Raw genomic sequence first — 25139 nt, forward strand, 5'->3', positions numbered from 1 at the left:
CGAATCCGTCAAGTTTGCCCACCCCCGGAGATCCTTAGACCTCTACAAGGGGGTCAAATCAACCCAGCAGTCCGGGATCAGCCGATGGGGTCTCCCCTGGTCCTTGAGACCTCGGGGAAGGGTCCGGTGCCGCCTCGATCCCGGCCCCTCCTTCACGCAACCCTCGCGGGCTCGGCGCCGGGGCGCCTCACAGGCCTCGGCCGGCTGCGCCGGACTCCGTCCGCCGGGTGAGCGATCAGCCCAGCGGGTCCGGTGCCGCCTCGATCCCGTACTGCGCCAGCTTCGCCTTGCCGCAGTCGGGGGCCGTCAGGACCAGGGGGCCCTGCTCGGTGAGGGCGATCGAGTGCTCCCAGTGGGAGGACCAGGTTCCGTCCGTCGTGATGACCGTCCAGTCGTCCTGGAGCACCTCGGTCTGCGCCGTACCGAGCGAGACCATCGGCTCGATCGCCAGGCAGACGCCGGGCACGAGCTTGATGCCCTTGCCACGCTTGCGGGCGACATAGTTCAGCAGGTGCGGGTCCATGTGCATCTCGGTGCCGATGCCGTGGCCGCCGTAGTCCTCGATGATTCCGTACTTGCCGGTGGCGGGGCGGGGCTGGCGGCGGATGTAGGACTCGATCGCCTTCGAGATGTCGACGAGGCGGTTGTTCACCTTCATCGCGGCGATACCGGCCCACATGGACTCCTCGGTCACCCGGGAGAGCTCGATCAGCTCCGGAGCGTGACCTGTGCCGACGAAGGACGTGTACGCGGCGTCGCCGTGCCACCCGTCGACGATCGCGCCCGCGTCGATGGAGATGATGTCGCCGTCCTTGAGGACGGTCTTGTCGTCCGGGATGCCATGGACGACGACCTCGTTGACCGAGGTGCAGATGGTCGCGGGGAACCCGCCGTACCCGAGGAAGTTCGACTTCGCTCCGTGATCGGCGATCACCTTGCGCGCGACCTGGTCCAGGTCCAGCGTGGTGGCGCCGGGGACCGCCGCCTCGCGGGTGGCCGCGTGAATGGCAGCGACCACCAGCCCCGCCTCACGCATCTTCGCGATCTGCTCGGGGGTCTTGATCTGCACCATTGCGCGGCGCCTCTCTGCATCGGACTGCATCGAACGGTGAGCGGTGTGAGGGGGTGTGCGGCGTACTCAACGATACGGCGCAAACAGTCGGCCGCGGCGCCCATGGACGCCGCGGCCGACTGCACAAGTACTACGGAGTTCTTCTCTCAGCCCTCGTCGGACTTCAGAGCCTCCATCGCCCGCTCGGTCACATCGGTGACCTTGCCGAGCGCGGAGATGGTGACCACCAGGTTCTGGGCCCTGTAGTAGTCGATGATCGGCTCGGTCTGCGTGTGGTAGACCTCCAGCCGGGTACGAACCGTTTCCTCGGTGTCGTCGTCGCGCTGGTACAGCTCGCCGCCGCAGGTGTCGCAGACGCCCTCGGTCTCAGGCGGGTTGTACGTCACGTGGAAGACGTGCGAGCCGTCGTTCCGGCAGATCCGGCGGCCGGCGATGCGCTTGACCACCTCGTCCTCGGGGACCTCCAGGTCCAGGACCGCGTCCAGCTTGGTGCCCTCGTCCTTGAGCATGGCGTCAAGAGCCTCGGCCTGACCCACATTGCGCGGGAAGCCGTCCAGCAGGAAGCCGTTCTCGGCGTCCGGCTGAGACATGCGGTCCTTGGCCATCCCGATGGTGACCTCGTCCGGCACCAACTGCCCCGCGTCCATGAAGGCGCGGGCCTGCTTGCCAAGGTCGGTGCCCTGGCTGATGTTGGCACGGAAGAGATCGCCCGTGGAGATCTGCGGAATCGACAGGTTCTTGGCAAGGTACGCAGCCTGCGTTCCCTTGCCGGCACCGGGCGGCCCGACGAGGACGATTCGCATCAGCGGAGGAACCCTTCGTAATTGCGCTGCTGGAGCTGACTCTCAATCTGCTTCACGGTCTCCAGACCCACACCCACGATGATGAGGATGCTCGTCCCGCCGAACGGGAAGTTCTGGTTAGCGCCACCGAAGCCTGCCAACGCCATCGTCGGCACCAGAGCGATCAGACCCAGGTACAGCGAGCCCGGCCAAGTGATCCTGTTGAGCACGTAGCTCAGGTACTCGGCAGTAGGTCGACCTGCCCGGATACCCGGGATGAAGCCACCATACTTCTTCATGTTGTCGGCGACTTCCTCGGGGTTGAACGAAATCGCCACATAGAAGAAGGCGAAGAAGACGATCAACAGGAAGTACGCCGTGATGTAGTACGGGTGGTCGCCCTTGACGAAGTTGTCCTTGATCCAGGTCGCCCAGCCCGCAGTGGAGTTGGAGAACTGGACGATCAGGGCCGGGATGTAGAGCAGCGAAGAAGCGAAGATGACGGGAATCACACCCGCCTGATTCACCTTCAGCGGAATGTACGTCGACGTACCGCCGTACGACCTGCGGCCGATCATGCGCTTCGCGTACTGCACCGGGATACGGCGCTGGGCCTGCTCGACGAAGACGACGAGGCCCACCATCACGAAGCCGATCAGGATGACGGTGCCGAACTCGATCCAGCCGTCGGCCAGCTTGCCGCTGGTCTTGATGGCCCACAGGGCGCCGGGGAAGCTGGCGGCGATCGAGATGAACATCAGGATCGACATGCCGTTGCCGATGCCGCGGTCGGTGATGAGCTCACCGAGCCACATGACGGCCGCGGTACCCGCGGTCATCGTGATCACCATGACGATGGTCGTGAAGATCGACTGGTTCGGCACGATCTGGTCGGCGACCGGGCAGCCGCTGAACAGCGCGCCACTGGTGGCGGTGGCCACCAGGCCGGTGCCCTGGAGGATGGCGAGCGCGACGGTCAGATAACGCGTGTACTGCGTGATCTTCGTCTGACCGGACTGCCCCTCCTTCTTGAGCGCCTCGAGTCGGGGAATCACCACGGTCAGCAGCTGAAGAATGATGCTGGCCGTGATGTACGGCATGATGCCGAGCGCGAAGATCGTGATCTGCAGCAGTGCACCACCGCTGAACATGTTCACCAGGCCGAAGAGGCTGTTGTTGCCCTTGCTGGCCTGATCAACACAGGTCTGGACGTTCTCGTAGCTCACTCCCGGTACCGGGATGTGTGCCCCGAGCCGGTAGAGCACGATGATGCCGAGCGTGAAGAGCAGCTTCTTGCGCAGGTCGGGCGTCTTGAACGCCCGGGCGAACGCGGTGAGCACGGTGCCTCCTGCGACCCCCGCGCAATGCGTAGAGGTGACGGTCTTGAGGATCGACGAATACGTAACAGTCAAAGGTCCCCGGGCGGGCGCCCAGGGGGATACCACACAACAACGCACGCCACCTTACCGGCGACCATGCCCACCTAGGAACGACCAACCGGGGATGCCCCATATGAGAGGCATCCCCGGTCGGATGTTCAGGCCATCGAGTTGTCTCAGACGAGCTCGGTGACAGTGCCGCCTGCGGCGGCAATCTTCTCCTTGGCGGAGCCGGAGACGGCGTCAACCGAAACCTGCAGTGCCACGGAGATCTCGCCCTGTCCGAGGACCTTGACGAGGTGGTTGTTGCGCACCGCACCCTTGGCGACCAGGTCGGCCACGGTGACCTCTCCACCCTCGGGGTAGAGCGTCGCGAGCTTGTCCAGGTTCACGACCTGGTACTCGGTGCGGAACGGGTTCTTGAAGCCCTTGAGCTTCGGGAGACGCATGTGGAGGGGCATCTGCCCACCCTCGAAGCGCTCCGGAACCTGGTAACGGGCCTTGGTGCCCTTGGTACCACGACCAGCGGTCTTACCCTTGGACGCCTCACCACGACCCACACGGGTCTTGGCGGTCTTGGCGCCCGGGGCGGGCCGGAGGTCATGGGCCTTCAGCGGCTTGTTCTCCGCCATGTCAGTCGACCTCCTCAACCGTCACGAGGTGGCGGACGGTGTGCACCATTCCGCGGAACTCGGGGCGGTCCTCCTTGACAACCACGTCGTGCAGGCGCTTGAGCCCGAGCGAACGAAGCGTGTCGCGGTGGTTCTGCTTGCTGCCGATGTACGACTTCGTCTGCGTGATCTTGAGGCGAGCCATTACGCACCCGCTCCCGCACGTGCACGAAGCAGAGCCGCGGGGGCGACATCCTCGAGGGGCAGACCACGGCGAGCCGCGATCTCCTCGGGACGCTGCAGGCCCTTGAGGGCCGCCACGGTCGCGTGCACGATGTTGATCGCGTTGGACGAGCCAAGCGACTTCGACAGGATGTCGTGAACGCCGGCGCACTCCAGAACGGCGCGCACCGGGCCACCGGCGATAACACCGGTACCGGGGGAAGCCGGCTTCAGCAGCACGACACCCGCGGCCCGCTCGCCCGTGATCGGGTGAGGGATGGTGCCCTGGATGCGCGGAACCTTGAAGAAGCTCTTCTTGGCTTCTTCCACGCCCTTGGCGATGGCCGCGGGAACTTCCTTGGCCTTGCCGTAACCGACACCGACGGTGCCGTCACCATCGCCCACCACGACCAGCGCGGTGAAGCTGAAGCGACGACCACCCTTCACAACCTTGGCGACGCGGTTGATCGCGACAACGCGCTCAACGTACGCGGTCTTCTCGGCGGCAGCTGCGCCGCCGTCACGGCCCTTCCGGTCCCGCCGCTCGCCGCCACCGGCACCGCTTCCGCGGCGCTGGGGTCCAGCCATTGGATTTACCTCTCTCTGTTACGTCCGCTGTGCGTAGGAACCGGGGCTTAGAACTTCAGCCCGGCTTCACGGGCGGCGTCAGCCAGAGCGGCAATCCGCCCGGCGTACTGGTTACCACCGCGGTCAAACACGACGGCCTCGACGCCTGCGGCCTTGGCACGCTCGGCGACCAGGGCCCCGACCTGCTTGGCCAGGGCGCTCTTGTCGCCCTCGCCACCACGGATGGACGCGTCCAGGGTCGACGCCGACGCGAGCGTGTGGCCCGCGATGTCGTCGATGACCTGAGCGACCATGTGGCGGTTGGACCGCGTCACGACCAAGCGCGGACGCTCCGGCGAACCGGAGATGTGCTTGCGGACGCGGATGTGACGACGCTTGAGGGCTGCACGCTTGTACGCGTCGCCCTTGGCGATCTTTACACCGTATGCCATGGCTACTTACCCGCCTTTCCGACCTTGCGGCGGATGACCTCGCCGGCGTACTTGACGCCCTTGGCCTTGTACGGGTCAGGCTTCCGCAGCTTGCGGATCTTGGCCGCGGTCTCGCCGACCTTCTGCTTGTCGATGCCCTCGACGGAGAACTTCGTGGGGGACTCCACCTTGAAGGTGATGCCCTCCGGGGCCTCGATCAGGATCGGGTGGCTGTAGCCCAGGGCGAACTCCAGGTTGGAGCCCTTCGCCTGGACGCGGTAACCGACACCACTGATCTCGAGCGCCTTGGTGTATCCCTGGGTCACACCGGTGATCATGTTCGCCACCAGCGTGCGGGACAGGCCGTGAAGGGCCTTGTTCTGACGCTCGTCGTTCGGGCGGACGACGTTCAGAACGCCGTCCTCACCCTTGGTGACCTCGATCGGCGACGCAACGGTGTGCGCGAGAGAACCCTTGGGGCCCTTCACTGCGACCGTGCGGCCATCGATGGTGACGTCCACACCGGCGGGAACCTGGATGGGGAGCTTGCCGATTCGCGACATTAGCTATTCCTCCGTTCCCGACTACCAGACGTAGGCGAGGACTTCCCCACCTACGCCCTTCTTGCTGGCCTGCTGGCCGGTCAGGAGACCGTGGGACGTGGAGATGATCGCCACGCCCAGGCCGCCGAGGACCTTCGGCAGGTTGGTGGACTTTGCGTATACACGCAGACCCGGCTTCGAGATTCGCTTGATGCCGGCGATCGAGCGCTCGCGGTTCGGGCCGAACTTCAGCTCGAGGACGAGGTTCTTGCCGACCTCGGCGTCCTCGACCTTCCAGCCCGTGATGAAGCCCTCCTGCTGGAGGATCTCCGCGATGTGCGACTTGATCTTGCTGTGCGGCATCACGACGTCGTCGTGGTACGCCGAGTTCGCGTTACGCAGACGCGTGAGCATGTCTGCGATGGGATCAGTCATGGTCATGAATTGGCCTTCGGCCTCTCTCGCCGGGGTTTCCTGTATGCGCCATCCCTCTCCCCACTCAGTGGCGGGACGGGTGCGGTGCGGGGACCTACGGCGTAGTAAGTCGGTCTAGGGCGGCAGGCGCCCAACCCTTCAAGCCTACGGCATGAAGAGCCGGGCTCCTGCCGACCAGATACTTACCGAGAGCTTCCGGGTATTCCCAACGCCCAGTGGGCGAAGGAGATTTACCAGGAACTCTTGGTCACGCCCGGCAGCTCGCCACGGTGAGCCATCTCACGAAGGCACACGCGGCACAGGCCGAACTTGCGGTAGACGGAGTGGGGCCGGCCGCAGCGCTGGCAGCGGGTGTACCCGCGAACGCCGAACTTCGGCTTACGGGCGGCCTTAGCGATCAGAGCCTTCTTCGCCACGGTCAGTTCTCCTTGAACGGGAAGCCGAGGTGACGAAGGAGGGCACGACCCTCGTCGTCATTGGTCGCCGTGGTGACCACGGTGATGTCCATGCCCCGGACCCGGTCGATCTTGTCCTGGTCGATCTCGTGGAACATGACCTGCTCCGTGAGACCGAAGGTGTAGTTGCCACGGCCGTCGAACTGCTTCGGCGACAGGCCACGGAAGTCACGGATACGCGGCAGCGCGAGCGACAGCGTACGGTCCAGGAACTCCCACATCCGGTCACCACGAAGGGTGACGTGGCAGCCGATCGGCTGGCCCTCACGCAGCTTGAACTGCGCGATGGACTTGCGGGCCTTGGTGACAGCCGGCTTCTGGCCGGTGATCGTGGTGAGGTCGCGCACGGCGCCATCGATCAGCTTGGAGTCGCGGGCGGCGTCGCCCACACCCATGTTGACCACGATCTTGACCAGACCGGGAATCTGCATGACGTTCTCGAACGAGAACTCCTCACGCAGCTTGCCGGAGATTTCCTCGCGGTACTTCGTCTTCAGACGCGGAGTGGTGGTGGTAGCCATCAGATGTCCTCACCCGTCCGCTTGGCAACGCGGATCTTGTTGCCTTCGTCGTCGAAGCGGTAACCGACGCGCGTGACGACCTTGTTGCCGTCCTTCTCCACGACGAGCTGAACGTTGCTCACGTGGATGGGGGCCTCGGTCGTGACGATGCCACCGGTCTGCGAACCGCGAGCGGTCTGACCGGCCTTGGTGTGCTTCTTGACCCGGTTGACACCCTCGACGAGGACGCGGTCCTGAGCGGGGTAGGCCACGATGACCTTGCCCTGCTTGCCCTTGTCCTTACCGGTGATGACCTGAACCAGGTCGCCCTTCTTGATCTTCATGCTTACAGCACCTCCGGCGCGAGCGAGATGATCTTCATGAACTTCTTCTCGCGCAGCTCACGGCCCACCGGGCCGAAGATACGGGTGCCGCGGGGGTCGCCGTCGTTCTTCAGAATGACGGCGGCGTTCTCGTCGAAGCGGATGTACGAACCATCCTGGCGACGACGCTCCTTGACGGTGCGAACGATGACGGCCTTGACGACGTCACCCTTCTTCACGTTGCCACCGGGGATCGCGTCCTTGACGGTGGCGACGATGACGTCACCGATGCCCGCGTAGCGGCGACCCGAACCACCGAGAACACGGATGGTGAGGATTTCCTTCGCACCCGTGTTGTCGGCGACGCGAAGTCGCGACTCCTGCTGGATCACGTCTATCTCCTGATCGTCTGCCGGTTCCCGGCGGGGGCCTCTCCGTTACCGGAGCGGACCCCCACCGAGCCTGGCGGAACTTGCCTGAGGGGAATGCCCTTCAGGAATTACTTGGCCTTCTCGAGGATCTCGACGACGCGCCACCGCTTCGTGGCGGACAGCGGCCGGGTCTCCATCAGGAGGACGCGGTCGCCGACGCCTGCGGCGTTCTGCTCGTCGTGCGCCTTGAGCTTGTTCGTACGGCGGATGACCTTGCCGTACAGCGCGTGCTTGACACGGTCCTCGACAGCGACGACGACGGTCTTGTCCATCTTGTCGCTGACGACCAGACCCTCACGGGTCTTGCGGAAACCGCGGTCGGTGTTCGTCTCAGTCACAGTCTTCTCGCTCATCAGGCGCTCTCCACCGTCTCGATGCCCAGCTCGCGCTCGCGCATCAGGGTGTAGATCCGGGCGATGTCCTTACGGACGGACTTGAGCCGGCCGTGGTTCTCGAGCTGCCCGGTCGCCGCCTGGAAGCGGAGGTTGAACAGCTCTTCCTTGGCCTCGCGGAGCTTGTTGAGGAGCTCCTCGTTGCCCAGCTCGCGCAGCTCGGACGCCTTGGTACCGGCCGACATCACGACTCACCTGCCTCGCGCCGAACGATCCGGCACTTCATCGGAAGCTTGTGAGCAGCGCGGGTAAGCGCCTCACGAGCAATCTTCTCGTTCGGGTAGGACAGCTCGAACATCACCCGACCGGGCTTGACGTTCGCGATCCACCACTCGGGAGAACCCTTACCGGAACCCATGCGGGTCTCGGCAGGCTTCTTCGTCAGGGGGCGGTCCGGGTAGATGTTGATCCAGACCTTGCCGCCACGCTTGATGTGGCGGGTCATCGCGATACGAGCTGCCTCGATCTGGCGGTTCGTCACGTACGCCGGGGTCAGCGCCTGGATGCCGTACTCGCCGAACGCAACCTGCGTGCCACCCTTGGACATACCGCTGCGCTTCGGGTGGTGCTGCTTGCGGTGCTTGACCCTACGGGGGATCAGCATTTCGGTCAGGCCTCCGTTCCGGTGCTCTCAGCCGGAGCAGCGGCGGCGGGAGCGTCGGCCTTGGGGGCCTCGGCTGCCGGCGCGGACTGCTGCGGCTTGCGACCGCGACCGCCACGCTCGCCACCACGGCCACCACGGCCGGCCGGGCGGTCAGCGCCGCCACGGGCCGGGCGGTTGCCAGCGCGGGCAGCAGCGTTCTCGGCGCGGACCTCGGCGATGTTCTTGACGTCGCCCTTGTAGATCCAGACCTTCACACCGATGCGGCCGAAGGTCGTCTTGGCCTCGAAGAAGCCGTAGTCGACGTTCGCACGGAGCGTGTGCAGGGGCACACGGCCCTCGCGGTAGAACTCCGAGCGGGACATCTCGGCGCCGCCGAGGCGGCCACCGCACTGGATCTTGATGCCCTTGGCGCCGGCCTTCATCGAGCTCTGCATGCTCTTACGCATGGCACGACGGAAGGAGACGCGGGAGGAGAGCTGCTCGGCGACGGCCTGGGCCACCAGCTGAGCGTCCACCTCGGGGTTCTTGACCTCGAGGATGTTCAGCTGGACCTGCTTGCCGGTCAGCTTCTCCAGCTCGCCACGGATGCGGTCGGCCTCGGCGCCACGGCGACCGATGACGATGCCCGGGCGGGCGGTGTGGATGTCAACGCGGACGCGGTCGCGGGTGCGCTCGATCTCAACCTTCGAGATGCCGGCCCGCTCCATGCCCTTCGTCATCATGCGACGAATGGCAACGTCTTCCTTGACGTAGTCCTTGTACAGCTTGTCGGCGTACCAACGGGACTTGAAGTCCGTGGTAATGCCGAGCCGGAACCCGTGCGGGTTTACCTTCTGGCCCATTACCGGGTTCCTTCCTTGCTGCTGACGACCACGGTGATGTGGCTGGTCCGCTTACGGATCCGGTAGGCACGGCCCTGAGCACGCGGACGGAACCGCTTCAGGGTCGGGCCCTCGTCCACATACGCCTCGCTGATGACCAGCGAAGAGGCGTCGGTGTGGTCGTAGTTGTGTGCAGCGTTGGCAATGGCGCTGTCCAGCACCTTGCCAACCGGCACGCTCGCGGCCTGCGGGGCGAAACGCAGGACCGCCTGAGCCTCCGTGGCATCCATGCCACGGATGAGGTCCACCACGCGGCGGGCCTTCATGGGCGTGACGCGGATGTACCGCGCCTGGGCCCTGGCTTCCATGGTTGTCCCTTCGGTGTAAGTCATAGTCGTTTCCACCCCGCGGTTAGCGGCGCTTCGACTTCCGGTCGTCCTTGACGTGGCCGCGGAAGGTGCGAGTCGGCGAGAACTCGCCGAGCTTGTGGCCGACCATCGACTCGGTGACGAACACCGGGACGTGGATCTTGCCGTTGTGCACCGCGATGGTGTGACCCAGCATGGCCGGGACGATCATCGAGCGACGGGACCAGGTCTTGATGACGTTCTTGGTGCCTGCCTCGTTCTGTACGTCCACCTTCTTGATGAGGTGGCCGTCGACGAAGGGCCCCTTCTTGAGACTGCGCGGCATCTAAACCCGCTCCTAGCGCTTCTTGTTCGTCTTGCGGCGGCGGACGATGTACTTGCTCGATGCCTTCTTCGGCGAGCGAGTACGACCCTCCTTCTGACCCCACGGCGAGACCGGGTGGCGACCACCGGAGGTCTTGCCCTCACCACCACCGTGCGGGTGGTCAACCGGGTTCATCGCGACACCGCGGACGGTCGGGCGAACGCCCTTCCAGCGCATGCGGCCGGCCTTGCCCCAGTTGATGTTCGACTGCTCGGCGTTGCCGACCTCACCGATCGTGGCGCGGCAGCGGGCGTCGACCAGGCGGATCTCACCCGACGGCATACGAAGGTGGGCCATGGTGCCCTCCTTCGCCAGCAGCTGCACGGAGGCACCCGCGGAACGGGCGAACTTCGCGCCGCCGCCGGGCCGCAGCTCGATGGCGTGGATGGTCGTACCGACCGGGATGTTGCGCAGCGCCAGGTTGTTGCCGGGCTTGATGTCGGCGGCCGGGCCGTTCTCGACACGGTCGCCCTGCGTCAGGCCACGCGGCGCGATGATGTAGCGCTTCTCGCCGTCCGCGTAGTGCAGGAGCGCGATGCGCGCGGTGCGGTTCGGGTCGTACTCGATGTGCGCGACCTTGGCCGGCACGCCGTCCTTGTCGTGACGACGGAAGTCGATCACTCGGTAGGCGCGCTTGTGGCCACCGCCCTGGTGGCGAACGGTCACACGACCGGCGTTGTTACGGCCGCCCTTGCTGTGCAGGGGGCGGACCAGCGACTTCTCCGGCGTGGACCGCGTGATCTCGACAAAGTCGGCGACGCTGGAGCCACGACGGCCCGGGGTCGTCGGCTTGTACTTGCGGATACCCATTTCTCAGTCCTCGTCCGATTCCGGACGACTCGACCTCCGTCAGGAGGTCGGGCCGCCGAAGATGTCGATACGGTCGCCCTCGGCGAGGGTCACGATGGCGCGCTTGGTGTCTGCGCGCTTGCCGAAGCCGGTCTTGGTGCGCTTGCGCTTACCCTGCCGGTTGATCGTGTTGACCCCGGTGACCTTGACCGAGAAGACCGCTTCCACGGCCTGCTTGATCTGGGTCTTGTTGGAGCCGGGCGCGACGATGAACGTGTACTTGTTCTCGTCGAGCAGCGCGTAGCTCTTCTCGGAAACGACCGGCTTGACGAGAACGTCGCGCGGGTCCGAGTAGGTCTTGCTGGTAACGGTCGCCTCGCTCATCAGGCGTCGCTCCCTTCGGTCTCAGCGGTCTGGGGGCCAGACACGAAGGACTCGAAGGCGGCCTGGGTGAAGACCACGTCGTCAGAGACGATCACGTCGTACGTGTTCAGCTGGCCCGGCTCCAGGATGTGCACCTGGGGCAGGTTGCGGGCGGACAGCCACGCGGCCTCGTCGGCGCGGTCGACGACCAGGAGCAGGTTCTTGCGCTCCGAGATCTTGCCGAGCAGCGTCTTCGCGGCCTTGGTGGAGGCTGCACCGTCGACCACGCCGGTGACGACGTGGATGCGGGAGTGGCGTGCCCGGTCCGAGAGGGCACCGCGCAGGGCGGCGGCCTTCATCTTCTTCGGGGTCCGCTGCGAGTAGTCACGCGGCTGCGGGCCGTGGACGACGCCACCGCCGACGAACTGCGGCGCACGGGTCGAACCCTGGCGCGCGCGGCCGGTGCCCTTCTGGCGGTACGGCTTGCGGCCACCACCACGGACTTCGCCGCGGGTCTTGGTCTTGTGCGTGCCCTGACGGGCAGCTGCCAGCTGTGCGACAACGACCTGGTGGATCAGCGGAACGCTGGTCTTCGCGTCGAAGATCTCCGAGGGGAGCTCGACGGTACCGGCCTTGTCGCCTGCCGGCGAAAGGATGTCAATGGTGCTCATTACCTCAAGCCCCCTTGGCCGCGGTACGGACCAGGACGAGGCCGCCGTTCGGACCGGGGACTGCGCCCTTGATGAGGAGCAGACCCTTCTCCGCGTCAACCGCGTGGATGGTCAGGTTCTGGGTGGTGACACGCTCGTTGCCCATGCGACCCGCCATGCGCATGCCCTTGAAGACACGGCCGGGGGTGGCACAGCCACCGATGGAGCCGGGCATACGGTGCACACGGTGGGCACCGTGGGACGCCTTGCCACCCTTGAAGTTGTGACGCTTCATCACACCGGCGAAGCCCTTGCCCTTGCTCTTGCCCGTGACGTCAACCTTGACGCCGGACTCGAACACCTCGGCAGTGACCTCCTGGCCCAGCGTGTACTCGCTGGCGTCAGGGGTGCGGAGCTCCACCAGGTGGCGGCGCGGGGTCACGTCGGCCTTGGCGAAGTGGCCCTTGAGGGGCTTGTTCACCTTGCGCGGGTCGATCTCGCCGAAGGCGATCTGGACCGACTCGTAGCCGTCGCTGTCGTTGGTGCGGACCTGGGTGACGACGCAGGGCCCGGCCTTGACGACGGTCACCGGGACGACCCGGTTGTTCTCGTCCCAGACCTGGGTCATGCCGAGCTTCTCGCCCAGGACGCCCTTAATGTTCTTAGCCATCTCGCGCGTCACCTCAGAGCTTGATCTCGATGTCGACGCCCGCCGGCAGGTCGAGACGCATCAGCGAGTCAACCGTCTTCGGCGTGGGGTCGAGGATGTCGATGAGGCGCTTGTGCGTGCGCATCTCGAAGTGCTCGCGCGAGTCCTTGTACTTGTGCGGCGACTTGATGACGCAGTACACGTTCTTCTCAGTGGGCAGCGGCACCGGGCCCGCGACCGACGCACCAGTGCGGGTCACCGTCTCGACGATCTTCTTCGCCGAGGAGTCGATGACCTCGTGGTCGTAGGCCTTGAGCCGGATGCGGATCTTCTGTCCCGCCATGGCTACTAGTAGTCCTGTCTCTCGTAACGCTCTGGAACCCGGGGGTTCTCAAGACTCCATCTCCGACCCACGCGGTCGGGCGTGTCGCATCCCCTCTACGCAGATCTCCCGAAGGATTTCCCAACCAAGGGGGTGCGGGCCCGAGGACCGCGAGACCGGGGGCGGAACACCCACCGGGTGCCTGGCCTGTGCCCCACTGACGCTTCCCGAAAGATTCCCGTACGTCCGACCCGCAAGGGGTCGACGAGTACTGTGGGACTCGCTTCCGGTCCTCCCGGCGGGAGGCGCGCAGCATTGACACTCAACCGAGCAACCTGGTCAGTGTGCCATACGGGGCGTGAGCCTGGCCAATCGGGCGGAGAATCTTACCCCGCGTGGTCGCCGGGTCAAACGCGGGCGCGCACCGGGAGCCGTGCCGGGCACCACTCATCGTAATTAGGTCGAGCGTCCTGCGCCCGCGCCCCTACAGTGACCGGCCGGACACGCCGTCGTCACCAGGGGCATCGATCATGCGTACGCACTATCCGCGCACCGCGCATCTGCCCTGGTCCCCGGGGGCCACCTCCGACGACGTACGGATCGCGGACCTCTCCGGGCTGGCCGGCCGCGAGGTCGTCGTCACCGAGAAGCTGGACGGCGAGAACACCACGCTCTACGCCGACGGACTCCACGCCCGCTCGCTCGATTCCGCCCATCACCCCTCGCGGGGGTGGGTGAAGGCGCTCCAGGGCCGGACAGGGGCCCGTATCCCCGAAGGGTGGCGGGTGTGCGGAGAGAACATGTTCGCCCGCCATTCGATCCCGTACGACAACCTGGAGAGCTTCTTCTACGGCTTCTCCGTCTGGGACGGGGAGCACTGCCTGGGCTGGGACCGGACCGTGGTCTTCCTGCGCGAGCTGGGGATTCCGGTGCCGCCGGTGCTGTGGCGCGGGGCGTTCGACGCGCGGGCCGAGAAGGCGCTGCGGGCGTTGAGGCCGGACACCGGACGGCAGGAGGGGTACGTCGTACGCCCCGCGGACGGCTTCGACGCACCGGACTTCGGGCGCCGGGTGGCGAAGTGGGTGCGGCCCGGCCACGTACAGACCGATACGCACTGGATGCACGCCTCCGTCGTGGAAAACGGGCTCGGCCCGGCCGCCGCCCTGTGGGCCGTACGGTCGGGGGCACCGGTCGACGCGGCGGCGCTGGCCGACGCGACGGGCGCGGCTGCGGGGGACGCGGGGGCCGCTGTCGCGATGGGCGATTCCCTCGACGCGTTGGGCCGGACGGGTGACGACCGGCTGACCGGCGTACTGGCCGCACTGCTGCACCGCGGACGCCGTACGGAACTGGCGCCCGCGCTGGCGGGGACGCTGGGGATGCCGTCGGCCCGGCGCGTCGCGGATCTCGTCGGACTGCACCCCGCGCTGCACCGCCCGTACCCGGACGAGGAGCGCCGGACCGGCCTGGTCCGGATGTCGTTCGCCGCCGATCTGCCGCTGCTGCACGCGCTGGCCGCCGCGGTGGCGGACACCGACGGGGCGCGCGAACAGGTGGAGTGGTCGGCGCTGCACGCGGAGGGCGTACGGGAACCGGACGGGCTGCGGGAGGCGTTCGCCGATCTGGAGCCGGCGGCCGCCGACCGCTGCCGGGCGCAGGCCCGTGAGGCGTACGCCCTGGGCCGGGTCACCACCGCCGAGGAGGCGGTCGCCGCGACCTGGCGGTGGCGGAGCGGGGACTTCCCCCGCCTGGTCCATCTGGTCGGCCCCTCCGGCAGCGGCAAGAGCACCTTCGCGCGCGCTCTGCCCGGTGTCGACACGTATCTCTCGCTCGACGATCTGCGGCTGGCCCGGGGATCGCGCGCCGACCAGAAGGCCAACGGGGAGGTGCTGCGCGAGGGGCTCGACCGGCTGGACACCGCGCTCGCCGCGGGTGGCACGGTCGTCTGGGACGCGACCTCGCTCAACGCACACCAGCGCTCCCTGGTGCACGCGGTCGCCCGGCGCAGGGACGCGCTGCTCACCCACGCCGTGGCCCTGGTCGACGAGGCGGAGCTGCTCCGCCGCAACAGACGCCGCACCCACCCGGTGCCCCCGGAGGTGCTGACCTCGCAACTGCACCGGTTCGTACCCCCGTATCCCGGCCAGGCGCACCGCACCTGGTACATCGGCGCGAGCGGAACCGTGGAGGACAGGGCGTAGATGCGTACCAGCGAGGAGATCTATCACCGGGTCCGCTGGGACGCCCGGTTCGACCCGGCGCGCTTCGTGATGGGCGTGGCGCAGCGCGGGACCGTGCCCAAGCGGGTGCCGCTGCCCCTGTTCACGCCCGGCGGGGACATCCCCTGGCACCGGGTGCTGTTCTTCGAGGCCGACGGCGAGTTGGTGTGGGACCGGTCCTCGGGCGTGGACCGGATCGACGCGACGGACGCCGGACGGGTACGCGCCCCGCGCCGGCTGCCGTCCCCGTACTTCACCTCCCGTACGCCGCACGCGTACTCCGTACCGGAGGCCGCCTGGACACCCCTGCCCGAGGACGCACCGGCGCCCGCGCGGTCCGCTTCCCTGACGCTGCTGACCTGGAACACCCTCTGGGACCGCTACGACAGCGACCGCATCGACACCGCCCGGCGCCGGCCGCTCCTCCTCGACGCCCTGCGTGCGGCGGACGCGGATGTCATCGCCCTCCAGGAGGCCGAACCCGCCCTGCTCGGCCTGCTGTTGTCCACGCCCTGGGTCCGCGAGAGCTACACCCTCTGGGCCGACCCGGCCGGCCGGGATGTCGCCGACTGCGGACTGCTGCTGCTCAGCAGAGTCCCCGTACGGGAGGCGGGCCTGCACGGACTCGGCCCGCACAAGGCGGTCGCCGCCGTGGTCGTGGAGACCGCGGAAGGACCGGTCACTGTCGCGGTCACCCACCTCAGCAGCGACCACTCGGCGAACGGCGCCGCCCGGCGCGATGCAGAACTCACCGATCTGGCAACGGGGCTGGCCGCGATCGAGGGCGATGTGATGCTGCTCGGCGACTTCAACGACGGCGGCGGCACTCCGCAGGACCGGCTGGGGATGCCGGACGCCTGGAGCCGGGTGCACGGCGCGGGCGACCGGACGCCGACCTTCGATCCGTCCGTCAATCCGCTGGCCGCCGTCTCCTCCCTGACGGGGCGGGCGTCCCGGCTGGACCGGGTGCTGGTCCGCTCGGAGCGGCTGCGGCCCGTGTCGGCGGCGCTGCTGGGCGATGTGCCGACGCCGGAGGGGCTGTACGTCTCGGACCACTTCGGGGTACGGGTGGAGCTGGCCGGGGCGGCGCAGGACGGCTCGGAAGCCGGCGCGGCGGAGATCGTCCGCCGGGTGGCCGCCGCCCTGCCCGAGGGCCGCGTCCATCCGGTCGGCTCGCGGCGGATGGGCTGTGCGCTGCCCGGCGCCGATGTGGACCTGGTCGCGGCGCTGCCCGGTGACGGGGACCTTCCGGGGATACGGGAGCGGCTGGCCGCTGCCCTGCCGGAGGCCGTCGGTCTGCGCGAGGTGACCGGTGCGCGCGTACCCGGTCTGCGCTTCTGCCTCGACGGGTTCCGGGTGGACCTGGTGACCGTCGCGACCGGTGGCCTCTCCCCGGACGGGGCGGTCGCCCGCCGCGCCGAACTGGGCGAGGCGGCGGCCACGGCGCTCAGCGCGGTGAGCGACGCGGACGCGGTGCTCGCGGCGGCGGACCCGCACCGGGCTGCGTTCGGCCGCCTCGCGCGCGAGGTGAAGGCCTGGGCCGGGGCGCGCGGCCTGGACTCCGCCCCGTGCGGCGGACTGCCCGGCCTCGCCTGGTCCGTACTGGCGGCCCGTACCGCCCACGAGGCCGGTGATCTGCCGCCCGTACCCCTGCTCCGGCACTTCTTCGCGACCTGGGCCGCCTGGGACTGGAGCCGGCCGGTCGGCTCGGGGGAGGCGGGCGAGCTCCCCCTCAACGTGCTCACCCCGACCGCCCCCGTGCGCTCCTGCACCTCGCAGGTCTCCCCCGCGGGCCGCGACCTCGTCGCCGAGGAACTCTTCCGCGCCTGGGAGATCGTGGAGTCCGCCGCCGACACCGGTCCCGTACCGCATGCCCTGCTCTGCGCCCCGCCGCCCCTGCACCTGCGTCACGCCGCCTGGGCAATCGTCTCCGTACGCCCAGGCCCCGACGAGGGCCGCTTCCGGGGCCGGGTGCTTGCCCTGCTCGCCGCCCTCACGGAAGCGGGCTCCCCGGACGCCCACGCCTGGCCCCGCCCGTTCACCGCCGACGCGTCCCTCGTCCAGTACGCCATCGGCCTCGGCCGGACCCCGCCCGACGAGGCCCGGCTCGCGGAGATCGGCGCCCGGCTGCTGCGCGGCATCCCGGAAGCGGGCCTGCGCCGGGCGGACCGGGGCGCGGCCCCGGAGCTGCGGTGACAGAAACCGGCAACGACGTACCTGAGAGGATTCAGCCGTGAACAACAGCACCATCGCGGCCTGGGCCCTGCGCCCCGCCGAGCCCGAGGACGTCGAGGTCATAGCCGAGCTGAGGGCCACCGTGATGCGCCCCGACCTGGAGCGACTCGGGCGCTACGACGAGCACCGCGTACGGCAGCGGCTGCGGGACGTCTACGCACCGGAGCACACCTCGGTCATCGTCGCGGACGGCGGGTTCGCGGGCTGCGTCACCCTGCGGCCGGTGGAGGACGGGCTGTGGCTGGAGAACTTCTACCTCTCCCCCACGCTCCAGGGCCGCGGCATCGGCACCGGCGTGCTGCGGTCGCTGCTCGCGCGGGCCGATGAGGAAGGCGTGGCCGTCCGCCTCGACGTGCTGCAGGGCAGCGCCGCCCGCGCGCTCTACGAACGGCACGGGTTCACCGAGGAACGGCAGGACCCGATCGACGTGTTCATGGTGCGCACACCCGCGCACTGAGCCATCCGGGTGAAACCGTACAAACCCAGGCAACCCACCCCTGGGAGTCTCCGTCTATTCCCCCGCAGCAGCGGCTCGCCCTCCTCCGCCGCCGCCTGCACGGATTCGGCACGCAGCACAGGGCCGCACAGCCGCCCGCTGCGGGGGAAGTGGACGGAGCACGGTGTGACGGATCGACCTGCGTTGCGCACATCTCTCACGGGAATGCCGCGGCGCACTCTGCTGACGGCGGCGGCCGGTGCGATGAGCGTGGCAGCCCTCAGCGCCTGCACCGCGCCTTCGCCGTCCCGCCGCCGCAACCCCACCGCGGTCCCGATGCACGGCCTGCCGATAAGCACCTCGCACCCGGGCCTGATGATGCAGATCCTCGCCCACCCTGACGACGACCTGTACTTCATGAACCCGGACACGCAGCAGGCCCTCGACGCCGGAACGCCGCTGGTCTGCGTCTATCTGACCGCGGGCGAGGCCACCGGCATCAACCGCGTGCCCGGCCGCCCGCTGCCCGCCCCCGACAAGGCCGGGTACTCCTCCTCCCGTCACCAGGGGCTCCGGCAGGCGTACGCGGCGCTGCTCGGCCTGGGCAGGTTCACAAAGTGGCAGAAGTCCGTCATCAACCTGCACGGCAACCACCGCGCCGAGATCAACAGCCTCGGCAACGGCGGCCGCAGGGTCGAGCTGATCTTCATCAACACCGCGATGCACACCTCGTACGGGCGTCTCGGGCTGCCCAGTCTCTGGCAGGACCGCAGGCTCGTCCTGCCGACCGTCGTCGCCGACGACTCCCCGTTGAAGCAGGTGGGCTCGTACACGTACGACGGGCTGGCCGACGTCCTGGCCGGGCTGTTCGACCGGTTCCGGCCGAGCGCCGTGCACACGATGGACCCGGACCCCGACGTCCAGCACAGCAGCGAGCTCGTCCGCCGCCGGGACAGCGAGCAGCAGGGCTACTCCGACCACCCCGACCACACCGCGACCGCGCTGTTCACCTGGACGGCGCTGATCCGGTGGGTGGCGCGGGCCACCGAGGGCGGCGGTGAGGCGCCGAGCTTCGCCGCCACGGCGTTCCGTGGCTACTACAACCGGCACTGGCCGAAGAATCTGCCGCCCGCGGTGCTGGCGCAGAAGGCCTCACATCTGGTGCCGTACGGGGGTTCGATCGACTGGCGCTGCGGCAACTCCGCGGGCTGCGGGGACTACGACGTGGGCGGCAACCGGCCGCTGACCAACCGGAAGGGCTGGGTACGTTCCACCCACTACCGCTACCCGGGCCCCCGGCCCGCCGTCGCCGCCGCTCCGGACGGGCGGCTCGTCGCGTACGGGGTGCTGGGGCTGCGGGCGGTGAGCTGGCGCGAGAGCGCGCCGGGCAGCGGGGTGTGGGACACGCCGGACGACCTCGGCGGCGGCCCGCTCGCCCCGGTCCTGGGCAGCGCGTCGCTGCCGGACGGGCGGCAGTTGCTCTTCGGTCTGCGGTTCGCCGCGCTCAGCGGGCACGGGGCGGACAACGAACGCGAGATCGTCGTCCTGGAGCAGCGCTCCCCGGGCGGCAGCTTCCGTGCCTGGCAGGGGCTGGGCAACCCGGTGCGGGATCACGACGGCGGGCGCCGGATCGGCGTCCCGGTCGCGGTCACCGCCCCCGACGGGCAGGTCCACCTGTTCGTACGGAACGCGGAGAAGGGCCTCAGTACGCAGGTACGGGACACGGCCGGCCGGTGGAGCGGATGGCGGGACACGGGCGGGGGCAAGGTCCAGGACGGGCTGAGTGCCGTGGTGGACGACGCGGGGTGTGTCCATGTCTTCGCGGCGGGCCGTTTCGCGGTGCATCACTGGACGCAGGACGCGCCCGGGGACGCGGTCACCGCACGCACCCAGATCAGCGGAGTGCCGGTGCCCGGGGACGGCCCGGCCGCGCTGCCCGGGGCGGACGGGACCGTCGAGCTGTTCTACCGCGCGGCGGCGAAGGCCGGCCTGACGACCGTACGGACCGGGGAGACGGCGGACGAGACCGGCATCGACGGATACGGGCGGCTGATCAAGGACCGGGCGGGCTTCGACGGGTACGGGCCGGTGTCCGCCGCCGGGTCGCCGCACGCCCCGGTGTTGCTCGGCCGCACCACGGCCGGCCTGATCCAGCTCCGTACATCCGAAGGGCTCTCCGTACGCAGACGTGGGCCGGTGGCGCTGGACGGGCCCACGCTGCATGTCGGCAAGGACGGGCGGCCGACGGTGGTGGCCCTGGGGCCCGACGCCCTGCCATGGCTCTGGCGCCCCTGAGAGGTCTCCGCACATGCCGAAGGGCCCCGGTCCACCGCTTGCGCGGCGGGCCGGGGCCCTTCTTGGTGCTCTGTGCGGAGCAACCAGGTCAGACAGTCAGGTAATTACTTGACGATCTTGGTGACCTGGCCGGCGCCCACGGTCCGGCCACCCTCACGGATGGCGAACTTCAGGCCCTCTTCCATGGCGACCGGCTGGATCAGCGTGACGTTCATGAGGGTGTTGTCACCCGGCATGACCATCTCGGTGCCCTCGGGAAGGGTCACAACGCCCGTTACGTCCGTGGTACGGAAGTAGAACTGCGGGCGGTAGTTGTTGAAGAACGGGGTGTGACGGCCACCCTCGTCCTTCGACAGGATGTAGGACTGCGCCTGGAACTCGGTGTGCGGCGTGACCGAACCCGGCTTGATGATGACCTGGCCGCGCTCGACGTCCTCGCGCTTGATGCCACGAAGAAGCAGACCGACGTTCTCACCGGCCTGGCCCTCGTCGAGCAGCTTGCGGAACATCTCGATGCCGGTGACCGTGGTGGTGGTCTTCTCCTGCTTGATGCCCACGATGTCAACGGTCTCGTTGACCTTCAGGACACCACGCTCGATACGACCGGTGACGACGGTGCCACGACCGGTGATCGTGAAGACGTCCTCGATCGGCATCAGGAACGGCTTCTCGACGTCACGCTCGGGCTGCGGGATCGACTCGTCGACGGCCTTCATCAGGTCGAGGACGGTCTGGCCCCACTCCTTGTCACCCTCAAGAGCCTTGAGCGCCGAGACCTTGACGACCGGAAGGTCGTCGCCCGGGAACTCGTACTCGGAGAGGAGCTCACGAACCTCGAGCTCGACGAGCTCCAGGATCTCCTCGTCGTCCACCATGTCGGCCTTGTTCAGCGCGACAACGATGTACGGAACGCCGACCTGGCGGGCCAGGAGCACGTGCTCCTTGGTCTGCGGCATCGGGCCGTCGGTGGCGGCGACCACGAGGATGGCGCCGTCCATCTGCGCCGCACCCGTGATCATGTTCTTGATGTAGTCGGCGTGACCCGGGCAGTCGACGTGCGCGTAGTGACGCGACTCCGTCTGGTACTCGACGTGCGCGATCGAGATCGTGATACCGCGCTGGCGCTCCTCGGGAGCCTTGTCGATCTGGTCGAAGGCCGAGGCCTCGTTCAGGTCCGGGTACGCGTCGTGCAGCACCTTGGTAATGGCGGCCGTGAGGGTCGTCTTACCGTGGTCGATGTGACCGATGGTGCCGATGTTGACGTGCGGCTTAGTCCGCTCGAACTTCGCCTTCGCCACTGGGTCCTCCTGTGGAGTGGTTCTGTACGCCTTGCTTCATCGGCGCCAGGTGATCTTTGCTGGGATGCCGGGGCCGGGGGCATTCGCCGCATTGCTTGCGCTCTGCGACGAATGCCCCACCAGGCTCCGGTGACAAGCCTAAAGCGTGAGCTCGGGAGAGTTACTCGCCCTTGGCCTTCGCGATGATCTCCTCGGCGACGTTCCGCGGAACCTCGGCGTAGGAGTCGAACTGCATCGAGTAGCTTGCGCGACCCGAGGTCTTGCTGCGGAGGTCTCCGACGTAGCCGAACATCTCCGAGAGGGGCACGAGGCCCTTCACGACGCGAGCGCCGCTGCGCTCCTCCATGGCCTGAATCTGGCCACGGCGGGAGTTGAGGTCGCCGATGACATCGCCCATGTAGTCCTCGGGCGTGGTGACCTCGACGGCCATCATCGGCTCAAGGAGCACGGGGGACGCCTTGCGAGCACCCTCCTTGAACGCCTGCGAACCGGCGATCTTGAAGGCGAGCTCGGAGGAGTCGACCTCGTGGTAACCACCGTCGAGAAGGGTGACGCGGACGCCCACCATCTCGTAGCCGGCCAGGATGCCGAACTGCATGGCTTCCTGAGCACCCGCGTCCACCGAGGGGATGTACTCACGGGGGATGCGGCCACCGGTGACCTTGTTGACGAACTCGTAGGACGCGTCGCCACCCTCGATGGGCTCAAGGGCGATCTGCACCTTCGCGAACTGGCCGGTACCACCAGTCTGCTTCTTGTGCGTGTAGTCGATGCGCTCGACGGCCTTGCGGATCGTCTCGCGGTACGCGACCTGCGGCTTGCCGACGTTCGCCTCGACGCGGAACTCGCGCTTCATGCGGTCGACGAGCACCTCGAGGTGAAGCTCGCCCATACCACCGATGATGGTCTGGCCGGTCTCCTCGTCGGAGTGCACCTGGAAGGACGGGTCCTCCTCGGAGAGGCGCTGGATGGCAACACCCAGCTTCTCCTGGTCACCCTTGGACTTGGGCTCGATGGCGACCTGAATGACCGGCGCCGGGAAGTCCATGGACTCCAGGATGACCGGGTTCTTGTCGTCACACAGCGTCTCACCGGTGGTGGTCTGCTTCAGGCCCATGACGGCGATGATGTCACCGGCGCCCACCGACGCGATCTCCTCACGCTTGTTCGCGTGCATGCGGTAGATCTTGCCGATGCGCTCCTTCTTGCCCTTGACCGAGTTCAGCACCGCGGTGCCGGCCTCGAGGCGACCGGAGTAGATCCGGACGAAGGTGAGCTTGCCGAGGTGCGGGTCGCTCGCGATCTTGAACGCCAGGCCGGAGAACGGCTCGTCGTCCGAGGGCTTGCGCTTGATGACAACCTCGGGGTCCTTGACGTCGTGGCCCTCGATGGCCTCGACGTCCAGGGGGGAAGGCAGGTAGCGGACGACCGCGTCGAGCAGGGGCTGGACGCCCTTGTTCTTGAACGCCGTGCCACAGAACACCGGGGTGACGGTGACCGAGTCGGCACTGCCCTTCGATGCGAGGGTGATCCGACGGATCGCCTCGTGCAGCTGCTCCTCGGTGGGCTCGACGCCCTCCAGGTACAGCTCCATCATCTGGTCGTCGTTCTCGGAGACGGCCTCGAGCAGCTTGCCGCGCCACTCCTGAGCCGCTTCGATGTGGGTGTCCGGGATGTCGACCGTGTCGTACATCTCGCCCTTGACGGCCTCTTCCGGCCACACAAAGGCCTTCATCGACACGAGGTCGACGACGCCCTTGAAGTCGGCCTCGGCGCCGATGGGGAGCTGCATGACCAGCGGAACCGCACCGAGGCGGTCGACGATCATGTCGACGCAGCGGTGGAACTCGGCGCCGGTGCGGTCGAGCTTGTTGACGAAGCAGATACGCGGCACGCCGTAGCGGTCCGCCTGACGCCAGACGGTCTCGGACTGCGGCTCGACCCCCGCCACACCGTCGAACACGGTGACGGCGCCGTCGAGGACGCGGAGCGAACGCTCCACCTCGACGGTGAAGTCGACGTGACCCGGGGTGTCGATGATGTTGATGGTGTGGTCAACATCATTGAGCGGCCAGTGACAGGTCGTCGCGGCGGACGTGATCGTGATGCCGCGCTCCTGCTCCTGCTCCATCCAGTCCATCGTGGCAGCGCCGTCGTGGACTTCACCGATCTTGTACGAAACGCCGGTGTAGAAGAGGATCCGCTCAGTGGTGGTCGTCTTGCCCGCGTCGATGTGGGCCATGATCCCAATGTTGCGGACCTTGGCCAGGTCAAGCGAAGTGGTGGCCATAAGGCTCAATCTTCTCTCGGTCTCGATGTGGGTAGCGACTACCAGCGGTAGTGCGCGAAGGCCTTGTTGGACTCGGCCATCTTGTGGGTGTCCTCGCGCTTCTTGACGGCAGCGCCAAGACCGTTGGAGGCGTCGAGCAGCTCGTTCATGAGGCGCTCGGTCATGGTCTTCTCGCGGCGGGCGCGGGAGTAACCCACGAGCCAGCGCAGCGCGAGGGTGGAGGCGCGACCGGGCTTGACCTCGATCGGCACCTGGTAGGTGGCGCCACCGACACGGCGGGACTTGACCTCGAGCGAGGGCTTGACGTTCTCAAGCGCGCGCTTCAGCGTGATGACCGGGTCGTTGCCGGTCTTCTCGCGGAGGCCTTCCATGGCGCCGTACACGATCCGCTCGGCAGTGGAACGCTTGCCGTTGAGCAGGATCTTGTTGATCAGCGAGGTGACAAGAGGAGAACCGTAGACCGGGTCGATGATGACCGGGCGCTTCGGGGCGGGGCCCTTACGAGGCATTCTTACTTCTCCTTCTTGGCGCCGTAGCGGCTTCGGGCCTGCTTGCGGTTCTTGACACCCTGGGTGTCAAGGGAGCCGCGGATGATCTTGTAACGAACACCCGGCAGGTCCTTCACACGGCCACCACGCACGAGCACGATGGAGTGCTCCTGCAGGTTGTGTCCCTCACCCGGGATGTAGGCCGTGACCTCGATACCGGAGGTCAGACGCACACGCGCGACCTTACGGAGTGCCGAGTTCGGCTTCTTCGGGGTAGTCGTGAACACACGCGTGCAGACGCCGCGGCGCTGGGGCGAACCCTCGAGTGCGGGCGTCTTGTTCTTCTCGACCTTGTCCTGCCGGCCCTTCCGGACCAGCTGCTGGATCGTAGGCACTACTTCTCCGGTTTCTGTGTGCCGTTCGTGAAACTAACCTGGAACGTCGCCGACCCACGCGGTCGGGTGTGTCGAATACTGCAGGCTCCTGCCGCAAGGCAGAAGGAGCGCAGATTGCGGTGGCCACTGACGGGCTCGCCATGCGGTTGAGGACACGCACACGAGCCCAGGCACACCCCAGGCACAAGGTCTGAGCGTACCTACCTCGTCGACTCCGGTCAAAACAAATGCTGTCCGCGGCGACACGCCGTCACGAGCGCCCGGCTTGTCCCGACCCGTACGCGTAGGCTCCCGCACCCCCCACGCCCCCGTACAGGGCTCCCAGGGGCCACTCAGGGCCGCCTCGGGCCCCGTCCGGCAGACGGGACCCGGCCGCGGATCGTGACGTATCACACGCCGGAGGGCGGCCAC

32 protein-coding genes are annotated in these 25139 nt (G+C 67.7%); 4 read left to right on the plus strand and 28 right to left on the minus strand.

The window, feature by feature from the left end:
• Positions 1–235: 235 nt before the first annotated feature.
• The 24 genes from map to rpsJ all read right to left on the minus strand — a co-directional run bounded on the left by map (position 236) and on the right by rpsJ (position 13093).
• On the minus strand, positions 236–1072 hold the full coding sequence (map, locus tag ACGFU7_RS04895; protein WP_393692374.1) for a type I methionyl aminopeptidase: 837 nt from the start codon (positions 1070–1072) through the stop codon (positions 236–238).
• A 146-nt stretch (positions 1073–1218) separates the two neighbouring features.
• On the minus strand, positions 1219–1875 hold the full coding sequence (locus ACGFU7_RS04900) for an adenylate kinase (RefSeq protein WP_393692376.1): 657 nt from the start codon (positions 1873–1875) through the stop codon (positions 1219–1221).
• Entirely contained in the window at positions 1875–3194 is a 1320-nt protein-coding gene (secY, locus tag ACGFU7_RS04905) for a preprotein translocase subunit SecY (protein WP_393692378.1), read from the minus strand. The genes ACGFU7_RS04900 and secY overlap by 1 nt, the downstream gene beginning before the upstream one ends.
• A gap of 215 nt (positions 3195–3409) precedes the next feature.
• Positions 3410–3865: a 50S ribosomal protein L15 gene (gene rplO / locus ACGFU7_RS04910; RefSeq protein WP_018550610.1), complete on the minus strand. Its 456-nt coding sequence runs from the start codon at positions 3863–3865 to the stop codon at positions 3410–3412.
• Position 3866: 1 nt separating this feature from the next.
• Positions 3867–4049, minus strand: coding sequence for a 50S ribosomal protein L30 (rpmD, locus tag ACGFU7_RS04915; RefSeq protein ID WP_018550611.1), 183 nt, complete (start codon positions 4047–4049; stop codon positions 3867–3869).
• Positions 4049–4654, minus strand: coding sequence for a 30S ribosomal protein S5 (gene rpsE / locus ACGFU7_RS04920; protein ID WP_266913326.1), 606 nt, complete (start codon positions 4652–4654; stop codon positions 4049–4051). The genes rpmD and rpsE overlap by 1 nt, the downstream gene beginning before the upstream one ends.
• Positions 4655–4701: 47 nt before the next feature.
• Entirely contained in the window at positions 4702–5085 is a 384-nt protein-coding gene (rplR, locus tag ACGFU7_RS04925; protein WP_219569007.1) for a 50S ribosomal protein L18, read from the minus strand.
• Between the two features lie 2 nt (positions 5086–5087).
• Positions 5088–5627, minus strand: coding sequence for a 50S ribosomal protein L6 (gene rplF, locus ACGFU7_RS04930; RefSeq protein ID WP_382899812.1), 540 nt, complete (start codon positions 5625–5627; stop codon positions 5088–5090).
• Between the two features lie 21 nt (positions 5628–5648).
• The gene (rpsH, locus tag ACGFU7_RS04935) at positions 5649–6047 is read right to left on the minus strand and encodes a 30S ribosomal protein S8 (RefSeq protein ID WP_030351444.1); all 399 of its coding nucleotides are present in this window, start codon (positions 6045–6047) and stop codon (positions 5649–5651) included.
• Positions 6048–6271: 224 nt separating this feature from the next.
• Positions 6272–6457: a type Z 30S ribosomal protein S14 gene (locus tag ACGFU7_RS04940; RefSeq protein WP_003948630.1), complete on the minus strand. Its 186-nt coding sequence runs from the start codon at positions 6455–6457 to the stop codon at positions 6272–6274.
• Positions 6458–6459: 2 nt separating this feature from the next.
• On the minus strand, positions 6460–7017 hold the full coding sequence (rplE, locus tag ACGFU7_RS04945) for a 50S ribosomal protein L5 (RefSeq protein WP_393692381.1): 558 nt from the start codon (positions 7015–7017) through the stop codon (positions 6460–6462).
• The gene (rplX, locus tag ACGFU7_RS04950; RefSeq protein WP_003966949.1) at positions 7017–7340 is read right to left on the minus strand and encodes a 50S ribosomal protein L24; all 324 of its coding nucleotides are present in this window, start codon (positions 7338–7340) and stop codon (positions 7017–7019) included. The genes rplE and rplX overlap by 1 nt, the downstream gene beginning before the upstream one ends.
• 2 nt (positions 7341–7342) lie before the next feature.
• Positions 7343–7711 carry a 50S ribosomal protein L14 gene (rplN, locus tag ACGFU7_RS04955; protein ID WP_003966950.1) on the minus strand — a complete coding sequence of 123 codons (369 nt, stop codon included), beginning with the start codon at positions 7709–7711 and terminating at the stop codon, positions 7343–7345.
• A gap of 107 nt (positions 7712–7818) precedes the next feature.
• The gene (gene rpsQ, locus ACGFU7_RS04960) at positions 7819–8103 is read right to left on the minus strand and encodes a 30S ribosomal protein S17 (RefSeq protein ID WP_030977953.1); all 285 of its coding nucleotides are present in this window, start codon (positions 8101–8103) and stop codon (positions 7819–7821) included.
• The gene (gene rpmC, locus ACGFU7_RS04965; RefSeq protein ID WP_015035581.1) at positions 8103–8327 is read right to left on the minus strand and encodes a 50S ribosomal protein L29; all 225 of its coding nucleotides are present in this window, start codon (positions 8325–8327) and stop codon (positions 8103–8105) included. The genes rpsQ and rpmC overlap by 1 nt, the downstream gene beginning before the upstream one ends.
• Complete coding sequence (gene rplP / locus ACGFU7_RS04970; RefSeq protein WP_014047785.1) at positions 8327–8746, minus strand: 50S ribosomal protein L16; 420 nt, start codon at positions 8744–8746, stop codon at positions 8327–8329. The genes rpmC and rplP overlap by 1 nt, the downstream gene beginning before the upstream one ends.
• A 5-nt stretch (positions 8747–8751) precedes the next feature.
• Complete coding sequence (gene rpsC, locus ACGFU7_RS04975) at positions 8752–9588, minus strand: 30S ribosomal protein S3 (RefSeq protein ID WP_037688007.1); 837 nt, start codon at positions 9586–9588, stop codon at positions 8752–8754.
• The gene (gene rplV / locus ACGFU7_RS04980; RefSeq protein WP_004571827.1) at positions 9588–9935 is read right to left on the minus strand and encodes a 50S ribosomal protein L22; all 348 of its coding nucleotides are present in this window, start codon (positions 9933–9935) and stop codon (positions 9588–9590) included. Before rplV ends, rpsC begins: the two co-directional genes overlap by 1 nt.
• Before the next feature lie 43 nt (positions 9936–9978).
• Positions 9979–10260 carry a 30S ribosomal protein S19 gene (gene rpsS, locus ACGFU7_RS04985; RefSeq protein ID WP_003966956.1) on the minus strand — a complete coding sequence of 94 codons (282 nt, stop codon included), beginning with the start codon at positions 10258–10260 and terminating at the stop codon, positions 9979–9981.
• Between the two features lie 12 nt (positions 10261–10272).
• Positions 10273–11109 carry a 50S ribosomal protein L2 gene (gene rplB / locus ACGFU7_RS04990; protein ID WP_093773282.1) on the minus strand — a complete coding sequence of 279 codons (837 nt, stop codon included), beginning with the start codon at positions 11107–11109 and terminating at the stop codon, positions 10273–10275.
• A gap of 39 nt (positions 11110–11148) precedes the next feature.
• Entirely contained in the window at positions 11149–11472 is a 324-nt protein-coding gene (rplW, locus tag ACGFU7_RS04995) for a 50S ribosomal protein L23 (protein ID WP_014154589.1), read from the minus strand.
• On the minus strand, positions 11472–12122 hold the full coding sequence (gene rplD, locus ACGFU7_RS05000; RefSeq protein WP_393692383.1) for a 50S ribosomal protein L4: 651 nt from the start codon (positions 12120–12122) through the stop codon (positions 11472–11474). Before rplD ends, rplW begins: the two co-directional genes overlap by 1 nt.
• Positions 12123–12126: 4 nt before the next feature.
• Entirely contained in the window at positions 12127–12771 is a 645-nt protein-coding gene (gene rplC, locus ACGFU7_RS05005) for a 50S ribosomal protein L3 (RefSeq protein ID WP_031080467.1), read from the minus strand.
• 13 nt (positions 12772–12784) lie between these two features.
• A complete protein-coding gene (rpsJ, locus tag ACGFU7_RS05010) occupies positions 12785–13093 on the minus strand; it encodes a 30S ribosomal protein S10 (RefSeq protein ID WP_003948644.1) in 309 nt (102 codons plus the stop codon).
• 509 nt (positions 13094–13602) lie between these two features.
• On the opposite strand from rpsJ, the gene ACGFU7_RS05015 reads away from it, so the two are divergent.
• From ACGFU7_RS05015 to ACGFU7_RS05030, 4 genes are all read left to right on the plus strand, one after another.
• On the plus strand, positions 13603–15273 hold the full coding sequence (locus tag ACGFU7_RS05015; RefSeq protein WP_393692385.1) for an RNA ligase family protein: 1671 nt from the start codon (positions 13603–13605) through the stop codon (positions 15271–15273).
• Complete coding sequence (locus ACGFU7_RS05020) at positions 15274–17487, plus strand: poly(A) polymerase (protein WP_393692387.1); 2214 nt, start codon at positions 15274–15276, stop codon at positions 17485–17487.
• Between the two features lie 37 nt (positions 17488–17524).
• Positions 17525–17983, plus strand: a complete 459-nt coding sequence (locus tag ACGFU7_RS05025) for a GNAT family N-acetyltransferase (protein WP_393692389.1) — start codon at positions 17525–17527, stop codon at positions 17981–17983.
• 204 nt (positions 17984–18187) lie between these two features.
• Positions 18188–20257, plus strand: coding sequence for a PIG-L family deacetylase (locus ACGFU7_RS05030; protein ID WP_393692873.1), 2070 nt, complete (start codon positions 18188–18190; stop codon positions 20255–20257).
• 104 nt (positions 20258–20361) lie between these two features.
• On the opposite strand, the gene tuf is transcribed toward ACGFU7_RS05030, so the two are convergent.
• The 4 genes from tuf to rpsL form a co-directional block, all read right to left on the minus strand.
• Positions 20362–21555, minus strand: a complete 1194-nt coding sequence (gene tuf / locus ACGFU7_RS05035) for an elongation factor Tu (protein ID WP_356640245.1) — start codon at positions 21553–21555, stop codon at positions 20362–20364.
• 160 nt (positions 21556–21715) lie between these two features.
• Complete coding sequence (fusA, locus tag ACGFU7_RS05040; RefSeq protein WP_393692391.1) at positions 21716–23845, minus strand: elongation factor G; 2130 nt, start codon at positions 23843–23845, stop codon at positions 21716–21718.
• A gap of 38 nt (positions 23846–23883) precedes the next feature.
• Positions 23884–24354 carry a 30S ribosomal protein S7 gene (gene rpsG / locus ACGFU7_RS05045; RefSeq protein WP_093897234.1) on the minus strand — a complete coding sequence of 157 codons (471 nt, stop codon included), beginning with the start codon at positions 24352–24354 and terminating at the stop codon, positions 23884–23886.
• Between the two features lie 2 nt (positions 24355–24356).
• Positions 24357–24728 carry a 30S ribosomal protein S12 gene (gene rpsL, locus ACGFU7_RS05050; protein WP_003948652.1) on the minus strand — a complete coding sequence of 124 codons (372 nt, stop codon included), beginning with the start codon at positions 24726–24728 and terminating at the stop codon, positions 24357–24359.
• Positions 24729–25139 lie beyond the last annotated feature (411 nt).

Source organism: Streptomyces sp. NPDC048473, assembly GCF_043200155.1.
Lineage (GTDB): Bacteria > Actinomycetota > Actinomycetes > Streptomycetales > Streptomycetaceae > Streptomyces.